General features: G+C 66.1%; 7 protein-coding genes. 3 read left to right on the forward strand and 4 right to left on the reverse strand.

Translation table 11 applies throughout. The features are described from left to right. Positions 1 to 81: 81 nt before the first annotated feature. The 4 genes from EA187_RS10080 to EA187_RS10095 all read right to left on the reverse strand — a co-directional run bounded on the left by EA187_RS10080 (position 82) and on the right by EA187_RS10095 (position 5,145). Positions 82 to 951 (reverse strand): hypothetical protein, encoded by an 870-nt coding sequence (locus EA187_RS10080; protein ID WP_127780183.1) that lies wholly within the window; start codon positions 949 to 951, stop codon positions 82 to 84. Beyond that, a complete protein-coding gene (locus tag EA187_RS10085; RefSeq protein ID WP_115603810.1) occupies positions 948 to 2,300 on the reverse strand; it encodes a pilus assembly protein TadG-related protein in 1,353 nt (450 codons plus the stop codon). The genes EA187_RS10080 and EA187_RS10085 overlap by 4 nt, the downstream gene beginning before the upstream one ends. Then, positions 2,278 to 3,285, reverse strand: a complete 1,008-nt coding sequence (locus EA187_RS10090; protein WP_127780184.1) for a TadE family protein — start codon at positions 3,283 to 3,285, stop codon at positions 2,278 to 2,280. The genes EA187_RS10085 and EA187_RS10090 overlap by 23 nt, the downstream gene beginning before the upstream one ends. Before the next feature lie 318 nt (positions 3,286 to 3,603). Continuing rightward, positions 3,604 to 5,145: a hypothetical protein gene (locus EA187_RS10095; protein WP_127780185.1), complete on the reverse strand. Its 1,542-nt coding sequence runs from the start codon at positions 5,143 to 5,145 to the stop codon at positions 3,604 to 3,606. Between the two features lie 217 nt (positions 5,146 to 5,362). Between EA187_RS10095 and EA187_RS10100 the strand changes: the two genes are divergently transcribed. The 3 genes from EA187_RS10100 (at position 5,363) to mutS (ending at position 14,854) form a co-directional block, all read left to right on the forward strand. Next, positions 5,363 to 8,482 (forward strand): IPT/TIG domain-containing protein, encoded by a 3,120-nt coding sequence (locus EA187_RS10100; protein WP_127780186.1) that lies wholly within the window; start codon positions 5,363 to 5,365, stop codon positions 8,480 to 8,482. 107 nt (positions 8,483 to 8,589) lie between these two features. Continuing rightward, positions 8,590 to 11,721, forward strand: coding sequence for an IPT/TIG domain-containing protein (locus tag EA187_RS10105; RefSeq protein ID WP_127780187.1), 3,132 nt, complete (start codon positions 8,590 to 8,592; stop codon positions 11,719 to 11,721). 409 nt (positions 11,722 to 12,130) lie between these two features. After that, positions 12,131 to 14,854 (forward strand): DNA mismatch repair protein MutS, encoded by a 2,724-nt coding sequence (mutS, locus tag EA187_RS10110; RefSeq protein WP_206524248.1) that lies wholly within the window; start codon positions 12,131 to 12,133, stop codon positions 14,852 to 14,854. Positions 14,855 to 14,882: the final 28 nt, after the last annotated feature.

Genomic DNA, 14,882 nt, shown 5'->3' on the forward strand with positions numbered 1-14,882 from the left:
CGAGGGGCTATGGCATCACCGCCTGGCTGGCGAGGTCCCCGAGCAGGCTCCCCGAGCGATGGGTGGCCTGCTCAGTCCAGCTCAGTCCAGCTCGGGCACCGAGGGCGCTGCGGGCCCCGGCAAGGGCTGCTCACTGGCGATGCCCAGCAGTTCGCCATAAGGCTCATGAGCCCCCAGCGAGAGGCGACTGATCGCGGTGGAGGCCCCGTCGCCCTGCACAGGTGACGGCGCCACAAGCGTGTTGAAATAGACCTTCATCGGCACACGCCAGCCCATGATCTCCATCTCATCTTCGACCAGCGAGACCGCCGTGCCGTAGCGATTGCCCGCGCCGAGCACTGCTCTCAAACCAAACCCGTGCCCCAGCGCTCCGGCTGGCCCCTGGCCCGCCCCCAGCTGAAAGTTCCCCCGGGAGGGCGCGTCATTGACCATATCATGCGCAAAATCGCTCTCACCGATAATACCCGAGGCGCTTCCGGTGCGGTGGGAGCCGGTACCGGCGAACTTAAAGTGATCGGCCGAGGGCGCGGTGCGAGCGTTGGACTCCCCAAACGTCCCGGCGCTGGCCATCGCCCCGTAGGTCTGCGTCTCCTGCATACGCACCCGGGGCCCGAGCATGGTGTAGTCGTTGACCGGGGGCTGTTCGTTGACCTTGAGCAACGCATGCGCCCCCGCCGGCGTCGGGTGCACATGCACCTGAGCGAGATCACTCGCATTCACCGCCAGATTCACTTCCTTGCTCACCGGGATCGCCTCATACCAGAGCTGACGGTACGCCGTACCCCAGGCCTCTGTGGAGCTTCGCCCCGCCGCGCCCAGCTGACCGATGGCGATAAACACCGTGATGAAGATCGGCAGCGTCATCACAAACTCGGTCAACGTCGTGCCGCGCTCATCCCCGCAGAGCAGCTCCACCCGACGCTCCAGCATCGCCCGCATCCATCGATTCATCGGCTCACCCCATCAATGGTGCTCTGGCCCATGCCACGGCTGACCTTCTCCATGTAGACCATGTCGTCAAAGAACTCGCTGCCGCCGCTGGCTCCCTGCATTCGGGCGCTGGCGCTCAAGTGAATAATGCTGGAGTGGTAGAGGGCGTTAAAGTCGAAGCCCACCTGCTCAAACTCCCGCGGAAGCGCCACTGGCCGCATTCTGGCCGTCCATGCCGCCTCCCACATCGTGGGCGCGCCCTCCCCCTGGAACGAAATCTCCGAGCGGGCCATCCCCCAGTAACCTTCCGGGCGGTAGGAGCGCATCGTATCGTCGTAGTGGTAGTCCTGCGCGGGCACGGTGAACTTCTCTCGACGTTCGTCGTAGTAGCTGGCCTCGGCGTGGTAGGTCAGCGTGATGTTGGACGTATCACGCAGCCAGTGCGCTTCATTGCCATTGAAAGAAAGGCGCCAGGGGCGTCCAAACTCACCGATATCTTCCTCGGTGCGCTGAAGCCCGAAACTAAAGAGTGCGGTCGCTCCGCGCTGGATCACCCCGGCGTTGGCCGCACCGAGCTCCGAGCGCTCCCGGTGGCGATCGGTGTTGAGGCGATGCTCCCACTTCCAGGTCTCCCGGTCATACATCCCCTCGTCCACCATATTCGCCCAGAACTCGCCGGGACGAGCGGGCAGACGATCGACGGTGGAGAGAAAGTTGAAGGGAACCTGCCGCCCTGAAGCGTTGATAATCTGCTGAGGAAGCCCCTCAATGCCCGAGCGTGGCGTCCCCTGAGGCACCGGGAAGCTCGACGCCATCGTCGCGCCGTTGCGCTGCGCCCGAACCACACCTTCCGTCCAGCCCCACCAGGGGGCCATATCGCTGATGTAGCGCTGGTAATTATCCAACGCGCGCATGTCAGCCTGGTAGTAGTCGGCGTTATCACCGTAGGTGCTGTAGTCGTTGTCCGCCTCCTTCCAATACAGCTCCAGGTTGCGGGCCAGCTCCTCGATGTCGCAGGAGGGTGACTGCGCCTGACACTCCGCGTAGCGCGCCATCACCCACATCCCGTACGAGGCAAACATGCTCTCGTAGATCGCGTGCACACCCACAATGGAGCGCTTTGCGATGTTGGAGAACGCCAGCATGTTCATCGCCCGAGCCTTGACCGAAGCCTGGCTGTAGGCAGCGGTGTCAGCGCTGGTCTGGGCCTCGATCTTATCGCGGGTGACCTGACCTGCGTCCATGACCACCCAGGCCATCAGCATCAGGATGAGGACCGCGGCCAGACATAAGAGCAACACCGCCCCACCCTGCTCGGTGTCCAGCGCGCGCAGGCGCCGGGGCAACTCAGAGTTCCGGAGTTTCAGCATTAGGCTGCACCTGCGCGGGGAGAAGGAATTCACGAGTGATTGCCGAGAACGATCCCGAGCGCCCCCCGACGCTGGACTGCTCGCCGAAGATCGCGCCGACGAGCGGGAAGGCGATATAATGCCGGTAGGTCAGACTGGCCCCCACCTCATCCCCCCGACTGACGAGTTCGACGTCGGTGGCCAGAAAAGCAAACGTGATCTTGCGGGAGGTACGCTCGGGAAAAGACGAGCCATCCAGAGCCCGCCAGAAGGCCGCATCTTCGTTGGTGGCCGCCTCAAAACCGACCTCCCCGACCAAACGACCGGAGTCGTTGGGCGGGCTCTCGATCTGGCTGGCCATCATCATCACCCGCATGCGCTCGAGCACAGCCGAGCCCTCCCCCTTCGACATCTGGTGGTCGCCGGGTGCGACCGGCGCCAGCGCCGCAGCCGCTTGAGCGCGCGCATGATCGATGACCATCTCTTCGCTCACCCCGCGGCGCGCGCTCTGATCGTTGAGGGGCTGCGTCTCCGGGTGCCACACCCACACCGCCCTCCCCGCCTGGATCGCCGCGTAGTTGGCCAACATCCCGGCGATATTCACCACGGCGAGTTGGGCCAACCCGAAGACCAGAAGCAGGAGCACGGGCATCACAATTAGCGTCTCGGTGGCCACCGCGCCACGGGCGCGCACCAGACGTGGCGAGCGCGCCCCTGCGCTGAAGCCCCGAAGGGCGCGGCCAGCGGCAACGATCAGGGCCCAGACCAGCGCCGAGAGCACAAGGTGAGCTGCGACCGGGCCAAGCCAGCGCTCCGGCACCCAGCCCTGCGCCAGCTCCACCTCCAGAAGGGCGCGCACGTGGCCCGGGCCAACCACAACCATAAGGGCCGCCAGGGCAACCAGCCCCGTGGCCATCACGTGGCCCAGAGACGCCACAGCCGCCTCGATCCAGCGCGGACGGCGGGCATCTTGCGTGTTCAAGTCCTGGGGGTGTGGGCCACTCATCTCAATCCTCAGACGTCACGGGTCGGGTCGAGCTCTCAGGCAACGACAACGCCTCATTGGCGCTGACGGCCGGGTCTTCTGCAAAGACGAGGCCAACCCACTTGGGGTACTCAAGTTGGAGCAAAAAACAACCACTTTGTCCTACACTGTGCCACACTGACACACCTGACCGATCGTTTAACCACATCAGACCCCGCTCTTGTAACGCCTCGCAACGCGCAGCGAGCCAGCGCACGGGGCCGATCGCCTCATCCACACGCGCGATCTGGCAAGAGAGTTGGATCGGGCTGGAGGGCCGCAACGACATCAAGACTTCCTTTAGTGAGGACGCGGACCCTGAACGCGTTGCAGGCTTTTTAGCGCAGCGGCAGCGGCCTCCTCTGAGCCACCTCCCAGCTCGCGCATGCCGGCAAGGTCACGGGAGATGGCGCGCCTGGAGCGGGGGCGCGCCGACTCGAGCTCATCATACTGGCGCTGCTCTTCGGCGCTCATAAACGCCCAGTCGGGCCGCCCCAACCTCTGGCGTTCTGCACCGTTGGGCGCTGCCGGCCGGGGCTCATACAGATCCTCAACCGTGATCGGCCCCTGGCGTCGACCCAGGGCCTTGCGACGTGCATCGCCCCGCACAATCGAGCCTCCCAGCCCGTCGACCAGATAGGCGGTGCGCGCCTTATTGACCGCAAACATCGCGTTGTCGATCACCGACTGACGCACCGCTTCACGCGCCGACTCGCACCAGGGCACCACATCGACCCGCTCGCCCGGCGCGGTGTCCGCCACACCCTCACAGGTGCGCCCGATCATCGCCACACCGGCATAGGAGTAGAGCGGGCTGTCGATCTCCAGGCCGCACTGCGTCTGCACACTCCTGGAGAGCACCTCGGCGATGGCCTCCGGCCGGCGGTTGCTCCCGACCAGCTCGCAACCCAGACGCGTTGTCCAATGGAAAAGATCGGCCGCCTCCCAACTCAACGTCTCACTAAAAGGACCGGGCGACATCAGTGTGGCCGCGGGCACATCGACCGCCTCGGCCAGAAGCTCAAAAAGCCCTTCGGCCACCTGAGGCTCGATCGCCCCGTCAATCTCCACGCGATCGATGCTCTCGGCGCTTACCGCCTGCGCGCAACAGCCCGCCACGCCTGGATGTCCGCTTCCCAACGCGCAACTTAAGAGGTGGGGGCGCGCCGGTGAACGGCTCACCCGGGCAATCGAGGCAAAGGCATCGGCGGCCTCACAGCTGGCCTTCTCGCTGACCACCTCCGGGCTCATCCACCCCTGATACCATTGTTCGTGAAGGTAGCGCCCCAGGCTGAGCACCATCTCAGGGTGCGCGCCTTCGGCCTGCTCAAGACAGCTCGAAGCGACCGTCGGGCGTAGCACCAGCACCGGCTGCAGGCGGCTTTTTACAAGCTCACTTGAGCCTTCCAGGATGGCGGTGCAGGCGTGCGTGGCGACCTGCTCCGAACGATCGGAGCTTCCCCGCACCAGGGCGTCGATGCCCAGAAGATCCCCCGAAAACATCATCATCAACGCCCGATAAGGACCGGCGTTCCACGCGAGGAAAGGAATCCCGAAGCTCATCACCACCAGCGTCACCGGCAGCATCTTCTTGAACTCCCGCACACGCTGTTGCGCTCCGGCTACCACCAGCACCGGCAATGCCACCAAAAGCAGGTATGCCATCACCGGCACCGAAGGTGCCAGCCACTCGCTCACCGTGAAGAGCGCGACGAGCATCGCCCCGGAGAGCGCCGCGGGAATGATCCACCGCCCGCTCTTCCACGCATCATCGGGCCTTGCGCCGGTGTCATACATCAGCGTGACATTGACCCGCCTCGAACGATCTTTGCGTTGGCTCATCACTCGCCTCAATCACCTGATCTGGGGCCGGGGGCTCACTGCGGCACACGATGCCAGACCATGAGCGGGTTGTCGATCACGACCGACCTCGCATGCCTTGCTACCTCTGGCGAGTTTGAACTCACCTCTACCCGGGCCTATACTCCGAGCCCGTGCTCACCTCGGCCCGGTGCCCTGTGCAAGACCCGGGCCCTGCTCACTTTAAGGCTGTCTACTCATGCGCCATCATTGTTTCCCTCTTCGCCAGCTGATCGGGCTGGCGTTCTGTGTCGCCCTGCTGGGCGCATGCGGCGACGACGTCGTCGAAGATCCCGCCGACAGTGGGCTCGCTGATGTGGATGTCACCGACACCGGTGACACCTCGGACCCGGAAGACGCCCCCGACGTCGAGCCCGACGCGAGCGACGCCGACCTCGACGCCGACACGCAGCCTGATGGCTCCGACGACACCGGCCCGCTCACTCCCGATACCGACCTTGAGCCCGATGCCGACGTCGAACCTCCTCCCACCGAGGTGCTCCTGGAGAGCATCACCCCGGCACGCGGCCCGCTGGCCGGAGGTACGCCTTTTGTTGTGCGCGGCGAGGGCTTTAGCGAAGAGACCCGCGTCTTCTTTGATATTGTCGACGTGGAGGTCGACCTGATTGACGGGGCGCTCACCGGCACCACGCCTCCGGGTGCAGGCGTCGGCCCGGCTACCCTGCGTGTGATCGACCCTGTGCTGGGCGAAGACGCCCTGGTCAACGGCTTTACCTACTTCGAAGATCTGAGTTTTTCGTCGGTGCAACCCGCTCGCATCGCCACCTCCGGCGGCGCCGAACTCAGCGTGCGTGGCCGCGGATTCTCGCCGGAGACTCGCGTCAGCCTGGGTGGCAACACCGCGCTTCGTCATACGTTTATCAGCTCGGAGCTTTTGCGCATTATCGCGCCTCCGGGGATTGCCGGACCGGCCGATCTTCGGCTGACCAACCCGGACGCCTCGCTCACCGCCCCGAACGCTCTGCTCTATGTCGCGTCCGTCGACCTTGGGCGTGTCGAGCCGTCCTACGGCGATGCCGCAGGCGATGAGCTTGTGACGATCTACGGCGCGGGGTTCGCCGAGACGATGGAGGTCTACTTCGACAACGCTCGGGCCACGCTGGAAGCGGTCGCCTCGGACGGCTCTTCGGCCACCCTGCGCACCCCCGGTGGTGCCCCCGGCTCGGTCGATCTGCGTGTGGAGCTTGAGGGCGACGGGGCGTATCTGGCCGACGCCTTCTACTACCTGAGCTCGGAGAGCACCTTCGGCGTCGACGCGCTGCGCCCCGACTCCGGAAGCAGCCTGGGCGGCGACGAAGTCCTGATCTTCGGCGGCGGCCTCGACGCGACCGGTCTTCAGGTGAGCTTCGGCGGCGAGGTTGCCACCCTCGTGGAGCAGAGCGCCAACCTCGTCCGCGTGCTCACTCCCCCCGGCGCTCCGGGCGTCGTGGACCTGAGCTTGAGCGCCGACGGCCAGCCTGACCTCGTCCTTCCCGACGCCTTCACCTACGGCGCGCCCCTCTCCCTTGACGCGCTCACTCCCGCAAGCGGCGACATCGCCGGTGGCTACCCCCTCACCCTCACCGGCGCAGGCCTTACAGGAACCACCGAGGTGCGCCTGGGTGGCCTGTCCCAGAACTTCACGGTCCACGACGACACCAGCCTCACCATTCACGTGGGCCCCGGCGCCCCCGGCCCGGCCTCGCTCGATCTCATCCGCGCCGACGCCCGCGCCACCCTCGACGATGCCTTCACCTTCACCGAAGACCTGGCGATCTGGGGCTTTGAGCCCACCCGCGGCGCGGTGGCCGGAAACACCTACATCATCGTGCGCGGCCAGGGCTTTGCTCCCGACACCGAGCTCACCTTCGGCGGCGCACCGGCCACCGACATCACGCCTATCGACGCCAACACCCTCGCGCTGCGCACCCCGCCCGGAAGCACTGGCGAGGTCGAAGTTCGCGCCACACAGGGCGCGCAAGAGGCCGTGGCGCCCGAACCCTTCAGCTACTTCAACCCCGGCGCGCGCTTCGGCGGTGCCTGGGGCCCGCCGGTCAACGGCTCGGTGAACGTCACCGTCTTCACCCACGATGGCCGCCCGGTCGAAGGCGCCTTTGTGATGCTCTCCACCAACGCCAACACCCCTTATACCGGCGCCACCAACGCTGCCGGGATGGTCACCCTCTCCGGCCCCGACGTCTATGGCGAACAAACCGTCACGGCCACCGCCCCGGAGCATTCGGCAGCCACCGCTCAGCGCGTCGACGCCGAGAACATCACCCTCTTTTTGCACCCGCCCTCCTCCGATGGTGACGGCAGCTTCCCCCCCGGGCCTCCCACCGCGCTCTTCCGCGGGGAGGTCCTGGGGCTCGACAAGGTCGGCATCCCCGACCCCGACGAGATCCTCATGGCCCAGGTCTTCTCGACCCGTCCCTCCATGCGCGCGCAGATCCCCAGCCCGGGGTCCAACTCGGTGATATTTGAGGAGGGCGAGTTTGAGATCACGACACGTGTAGGCGATCTGGCGCTGGTGGCGCTGGGTGGGCTCTACAACACACGCACCCAGGAATTCCGCCCGCTGCGCATGGGACTGGCGCGCTACCTCTTCGCTGCCGACAGCCAGAGCTACGAGGTCGACATCGACCTGACGATTCCGCTCAACGCCTCGACGCGCTTTAAGTTCATCGCCCCGCCGGTGCTTGAGCCGGGCCCCTCGACCCACAGGGTCAACCTCTACCTGGACCTGGGCTACGACGGGGTCTTCGGCCCGATGCGCAGCTACAGCTCCACCGAAGACCTCATTGAGGCCGACCGCATCGCGAACCTGCGTGGCGAGCTTGCTGATGCCTCCTACAGCGTGACAGCCCGCATCGACAACAACGGGCGACTTCCCCTTGTGGAGACGTACGCCTACGAGCTCACCGAGCTTGCTCGCACCCACGACCTCGACGCGCTTCCCGCGCCGCTCGACTTCATCACCCCCATCCAGGGCGGCCGCCCCGCCAACGGGCTGGTGCAGTGGGAGCACATCGGCAGCACGCTGCCGGATTTGCATTACGTCTTCCTGGAAGACTTCCAGGGCACCGTCGTCTGGGAGGCCTTTGTCGCCGGCGAGGCCACCGGGCTGCGCTTCCCGGAGTTCCCGGACTTCTCGCACCTGCCCCCCGAAGAGCGCCCGGTGCCCTACCCCGGCGGCACCTATTTCCTGGTGGTCTATGGCATCAAAAAAGAAGGCGTGAGCGCCGACAACTTCGCCTACTCCGTTCTCAACGGCGACTGGCAAGGGGTCGCCGTCAACGAGGTCTTGATGACCTTCTGACTCGCCCGGAAACAATTCTGGCGCCCTCACACGTTGGTCGGAGTGCGCGGGAGGGCGGCGGCGTGTCGCTGCGCCCTCTCCCTTTTGAGCGATCCCAAGGAGTCACCGTGCTGCCATTTCCCCAACCTCATGTCTCGACGCCACGGCCCCCTGCCTGGCGAGCGCTGGTGCTCGTGAGCATCCTTTTGAGCGTGATGGTATGGAGCTCGGCCTGCGGCGATGACGTCGAGCCTGATCCGATCGACGACCCGGCCGACACCTCGTACCCCGATGCGGGCAACGACGCCGGGGATCGCGATGTCATCGACGATTCCGACGCGTCCGACGCCGAGGATGACGGCGGCCGCAGGCCTCCACCCGACGACTCGGGCGACTTTCAGTTCGACGAAGACCTCGCGCTCAGCGCGGTGATTCCCGCCCGCGGCCCGACCGCCGGCAACACCCCGGTGCGCTTTGAAGGGAGCGGCCTGACCTCCGAGACGCAGATTTTCTTCGACGACGAGCCCCTGGAGACGCGCTTTGAAAGCGGCCAGCTCGTGGCTTCCACACCACCGGCCACGTCGACCGGCCCGGTCACCGTGCGCGCCTTCAACCTGGAGGGCGACTCGGTGGAGCTGATCAACGGCTACACCTACGCCGACCCTCTGCAGGTCGAGAGCTTCAGCCCGAGCGTGCTCCCGACCACCGGTGGCATTGAGGTCACCGCCCGCGGCCGCGGCTTCACCGCCGAGCTCGCGATCAACGTTGGCGAGCGCGCCTCCCCTCGCGTCACCGTGATCTCCGATGAGCTTTTGCGCTTTATCGCCCCACCCCACCCTGCAGGCGCTGCCACCGTCGAGCTCGTCGGTCCGGACACCCGCACACGCGTGACCGATGCTCTGACCTACTTTAACGAGCTGGCGATCCTCTCCATCTCCCCCGCCAGCGGCCCCACCGCCGGCGGCCAGCTGGTCACGATCACCGCCGAGGGGCTCACCGACGACACCGAGGTGAGCTTTGACGGCCGCCCCGCCATGGTGGAGGCCGTCAACCCGGCGGCTGGCACCGTGCAGGTGCGCACCCCGGCGGCCAGCGCTGCCGGTCCGGCGGACCTTCAAATCCTCAACGGGCATAGCGCCGACTTTCTGGCCGACGCCTACCACTACGACGACAGCAGCGCTCCGGCGCTCCTCGGCCTCTCGCCAGCGCGCGGCGACGCCGCCGGCGGCACGCTTGTGAGCGTCGCGGTGCGCGGACTCGACGCCCCCGGCACCGAGCTGCGCTTTGGCGGAGAGCCCGCAACCCTGCTCACCACCGGCCCCACCCACGCGCTCGTGCTGACCCCGCCGGGCTCGCCAGGAAAGGTCGACGTCACGCTGCATCAGGGCCCCACGCTTATCGACACCCTGCCCGACGCATTTGACTACCTCCCGACCCTCACCCTGGAGAGCGTCACCCCGGCTCAGGGCAGCAGCGCGGGTGGCGAGGTCGTGAAGCTTCGCGGCGAAGGCCTCGACCAGGTCAGCTCGGTGGACTTTGGCGGGGTGGCCGCAGCCTTCACCCTCATCGACAGCACCGTCCTGGAGGTGACCACCCCGGCTGCAGCGCCCTCGGTGGTCGATGTGCGCGTGCGCCAGGGCCAGCGCGACGCCACCCTTCCCGACGCGTACCGTTTTGTTGGCGAGCCCGAGATCTGGTCCTTTTATCCAACCCGCGGCGCCATCGCGGGCAACACCTTCGTGACCCTGCAGGGTCAGGGACTGGAGGGCGATGTAGCGCTGACCCTGGGCGGTCGCCCCGTCACAGAGCTTGAGCGCACCGGCCCCAACACCCTGACCTTCCGCACCCCGGCGAACGCCGTCGGTCCGCACGATCTCGATCTTCGCGTCGAGGGCCAACCGGTCGAAGCGCCTTACCCCTTCACCTACTTCAACCCCCTGAGCACCTTTGGCGGTGCGAGCGGCGCCCCTGTCAACGGCGCGGTCAACATCACCGTCTTAACCCTCGATGGTCAGCCCATCGCCGGCGCCTTCGTGATGCTCTCCACCCGCGCCGACACCCCGTATCAAGGCCGCACCAACGGCTTTGGGCAGCTCACCCTCTCCGGCCCCGATGTGCTCGGCCCGCAGGTCATCACCGCCACCGCCCCCACCTTCTCAACGGTGACCACCCACCAGGTCGACGCCGAGAATATCACCGTCATCCTCAGCCCCATTGAACCCGCAGAGGGCGAGGGTGGCGGCGGGGGGTATTATCCCCCGATTGGCGTGATTCGTGGGGAGGTGCGTGTCACCGGCAAAGACAGCGAGATCGACGGCTCGCTCAACGTCAACCTCACCCGCGTGCGCACCTCGCAGAGCTCGATGACCGGCCCGACCATCAACCCGGGCCTGCGCGGTTCCATCGCTGGCGGGGAGGGCAACTTCCAGATCACCACCCGCACCGGCGATATGGCGCTGGTAGCCTTCTGCGGCCACTTCGACGATCAGACCGAAACCTTCACCCCCCTCTTCCTGGGCATCGAGCGCTACCTCTTCGTCGGAGACGGCCAGCAGCTTGAGGTGGATCTGGAGTGCAACATCCCCCTCAACCGCTCTCTGGCGGTGCAGCTCGTCGACCCGATCTTTTCGCCGGATGGCCCCAACACCAACCGCGCCATCGGCTACCTGGACCTGGGCTACGAGGGCTATGTGCGCCTCTTTGGCGACCGCACCACCCTTGAGAGCCTCATCCGCCTTCAGAGCTTCCCCGCGGCCGAGGGTATCCTCAGCGACATCACCTACGCCGTACTCGCCGGGTCCTACCGCAACGGCGGGGTTCCCTACTCCCAGATCGCGCTCGAAACCATCTCGCCATGGGCCACCAGCGCCACCTCGCCACCCCTTGTCGCCGTGCCCCGGCCGGTCTCACCGGCCTCCGGCGGGCTTGTCACCGATGGCAAACTGCGGCTGGGCCTCGACGGCGTGGCCGAGCCCGACCTCTTCTACATCGTCGTCCGCAACGCCCAGGGCCTGCCGGTCTGGACCTTTGTCGTCCCCGGCCATGAGCGCGTCGTGCAGCTCCCCGAGCTCCCCGACTTCTCGGATCTACCCGCCGATCAGCGCCCCGAGCCCTACCAGCCGGGCACCCTCTACGTGGTCGCCTACGGGCTGCGCATCGACGATTTTGACTTCGATCGTTTCAGCTACGCCGATTTCAGCAGCGATCGCTGGGCGGCCTTCTCAGTCAACACCTGGCAGCTCCGCCTGAGCGACGAGTAGTTTTTCTAACGATGGCGCATGCCTACCGGGCCGCCCGATCCCTCTTTTGGGATCGAGCGGCCCCTTTTTGTTTTCCCACGTCTGGCGCGCGCTGTTCCGACAGCCCATCGATTCCCCACCACCGGAGCGCGGTGTTTTGCGACACGCCATCGTTTTTCGTCTGCCAGAACCAAACCCGGGGGCATCGACCCTCCCCTCGCCCCGCTCTTACGAGATGTTGCCGATTCACGCGCCTCCCATGCTCGTCGCTGGTACTTCCGGGGCCCTCGGCCCTCCCCCGCCCCACAACGCCCCGACGCGATCACCCTGCGATCCTCTGCGGCCCGGGTTGTGACTTCGGCGGCCCCCTTGCTATGGTGCCGCGCCCTTCGGTCCCTCCCCAATTTCCCCCCTTATTTAGAGTATGTCGATGAAGCTGACGCCGATGCTGCAACAATATCTCGACGTCAAGGCACGCTACCCGGACGCGATCCTGTTTTTCCGCCTGGGCGACTTCTACGAGATGTTTTTCGAAGACGCCCAGGTCGTCTCTCGCGAGGTGGGGCTCACGCTGACCGCGCGCAGTAAGGGCGAGGACGCCGTGCCCATGGCGGGCATGCCCTACCACTCCTCGCAGACCTACATCACCCAGCTCATCGAGAAGGGCTTCTCGGTGGCGATCTGCGAGCAGATCCAGGATCCGAAAGACGCCGACGGCATCGTCAAACGCGACGTGGTCCGCGTGGTCACCCCGGGGGTGCAGCACGACACGGACAACCTCGACGCCCGCGCCCCCAATTACCTGGCGGCGGCCTACTTCCCCGACCAACCCACAGCCGACTCGGCGGTGGGCCTGGCGTACCTCGACGTGACCACCGGGGACTTTCGGGCCACCGAGCTCAAAGGTTTAAGCGAGTTGCTCTCGGAGCTCGATCGCGCCGAGGCCAGAGAGCTTCTGCTCAGCGAAGAGGGACTCGCGCTCCTGGAGCCCCACGCCGAGCGCCTGGGCAAGGTCTTTATGCGCCCCCGCGCCCCGGAGTACTTTGATCCCGACGCTCTGCGCGCTCGCCAGGGCGACGGCGTGCGCCTGGCCGACGACCTGAGCACCGACGGCTACTTTTTGAGCGCCGAGCAGGTCGAGGACTTCTTTAAAACCGGCCGCGATTTTGGGTTTATGACCCCGACGCTGATCGAGGGTGCTATCAGCGCCCTGCTCAACTATCTGATCGACACCCAGCGCGGGGTCAGCTCGGTGATCCAGCGACTGAGCCCCTACCGCGCCCAGTCTTTCCTGGTCATCGACGAGTCCACCAAGGCCAACCTCGAGCTGACCCAGACCCTGATGGGCGGCAAACGCACGGGCAGCCTCTTAAGCATCATCGACCGCACCATGACGGCGATGGGCGGCCGCCGGCTTCGCCACTGGCTGAATTACCCGCTGATCGATCCGACGCGCATCACCGAGCGCCTCGACGCGGTTGAGTTTCTGGTCAAAAACCCCGCGCTTCGCGCCGATCTGCGAAAGGCCCTCGACGAGGTCTACGATATTGAGCGCCTCTGCGGTCGGGTCAGCGCCGGCACGGCCAACGCCCGCGACTTAAAGAGCCTCCAGGGCACGCTGGCGCTCATCCCGGGCATTGCCGCGATCTTCCCCCCCGAGTCTCCGGCGCTGCTCAAGCACCTGGCCGATGGACTCGACCCCTGCGCCGATCTCTGCGCGCATATCGAGCGCGCGCTCCTCGACGAGCCTCCCACCCAGCTCACCGAGGGCGGCCTCTTCAAGATGGGCTACCACCCGGAGCTCGATGAGCTCCTCGACCTCTCCCACAACGGCAAAGACTGGATGCTGCGTTTTGAGCGCGAGGAGCGCGAACGCTCCGGCATCTCCAGCCTCAAGATCAAATTCAATAAGGTTTTTGGCTACTACATCGAGGTCACCCGCGCGAACCTCGACCTGGTGCCCGATCGCTACATCCGCAAGCAGACGCTGGCCAACGCCGAGCGCTACTTCGTGCCCGAACTCAAAGAGCAGGAGGAACGCATCCTGGGCGCCGACGAGCGCCGCAAATCGCTCGAATACCAGCTCTTTGAAGCCCTGCGCCGTGAGGTCGGCGAACATCTGGGACGCCTGCTGCACAGCGCCGACGGTCTGGCCGACCTCGACGTGTTAAGCGGCCTGGCGGAGCTGGCCCATCGCCGCGACTATGTGCGCCCCACCCTCGATCAGGGCACCCTCCTCACGATCGAGGACGGCCGCCACCCCGTGGTCGAAACGACGCTGGCCTCCGGGGAGCGCTTTGTGCCCAACTCCGTCACCATCGACAGCGCGGCGGGCCGCCTGCTGATCATCACCGGCCCCAACATGGCCGGTAAATCCACCATCATTCGTCAGGTGGCGCTGATCACGCTCCTGGCCCAGATGGGCAGCTTCGTGCCCGCCAGAAGCGCGCATATCGGCGTGGTCGACAAGCTTTTTAGCCGCGTCGGCGCCAGCGACAACCTGGCCCGCGGCCAGTCCACCTTCATGGTCGAGATGACCGAGACGGCGCACATCCTCAACAACGCCACGGATCGCTCGCTGATCATCCTCGACGAGATCGGCCGCGGCACTGCCACCTTCGACGGCCTCTCGATCGCCTGGGCGGTGGCCGAGCACCTGCATAACGTCATCGGCGCGCGCACCATGTTTGCCACTCACTACCACGAGCTCACCGAGCTCACGCGCACCCTCGACGGCGTCATCAACTTAAGCGTCGCCGTCAAAGAGTGGCAGGAAGACATCATCTTTTTGCGCAAACTCGTCGAGGGGCAGGCCAACCGCTCCTACGGCGTGCAGGTCGGACGCCTTGCAGGGCTTCCCCCGGCGGTCGTTGAGCGCGCCACCCGCGTGCTCGAAAACCTCGAAGCGGGCCAGTTTGACGAGATGGGCCTGCCCACCCCCGGACGCACCCCGGGGGCCACTCCCGAGCCCACGCGCCGCCACAACCCCAACCAGCTCACGCTCTTCGCCGCCGCCGGCGCCGCCATGGCCCCCGAGGAGCGCGAGGTTCTCGACCAGCTGGCCGAGCTCAACCCCGACGCCCTGACTCCGATTGAGGCGCTCAACGCCCTGCACACGCTCATCGCCCGGCTGCACGACGCCTCCGGGCGTTGAACCCGCCACGCACCGGCTGCTAAAGTCG

Source organism: Lujinxingia sediminis (assembly GCF_004005565.1).
GTDB lineage: Bacteria > Myxococcota_A > Bradymonadia > Bradymonadales > Bradymonadaceae > Lujinxingia > Lujinxingia sediminis.

Bases quoted from the DNA above. Each gene is read 5' to 3' on its own strand.
- EA187_RS10080 (WP_127780183.1), bottom strand. From the start codon at position 951: ATGAATCGATGGATGCGGGCGATGCTGGAGCGTCGGGTGGAGCTGCTC.
- EA187_RS10085 (WP_115603810.1), bottom strand. From the start codon at position 2,300: ATGCTGAAACTCCGGAACTCTGAGTTGCCCCGGCGCCTGCGCGCGCTG.
- EA187_RS10090 (WP_127780184.1), bottom strand. From the start codon at position 3,285: ATGAGTGGCCCACACCCCCAGGACTTGAACACGCAAGATGCCCGCCGT.
- EA187_RS10095 (WP_127780185.1), bottom strand. From the start codon at position 5,145: ATGAGCCAACGCAAAGATCGTTCGAGGCGGGTCAATGTCACGCTGATG.
- EA187_RS10100 (WP_127780186.1), top strand. From the start codon at position 5,363: ATGCGCCATCATTGTTTCCCTCTTCGCCAGCTGATCGGGCTGGCGTTC.
- mutS (WP_206524248.1), top strand. From the start codon at position 12,131: ATGAAGCTGACGCCGATGCTGCAACAATATCTCGACGTCAAGGCACGC.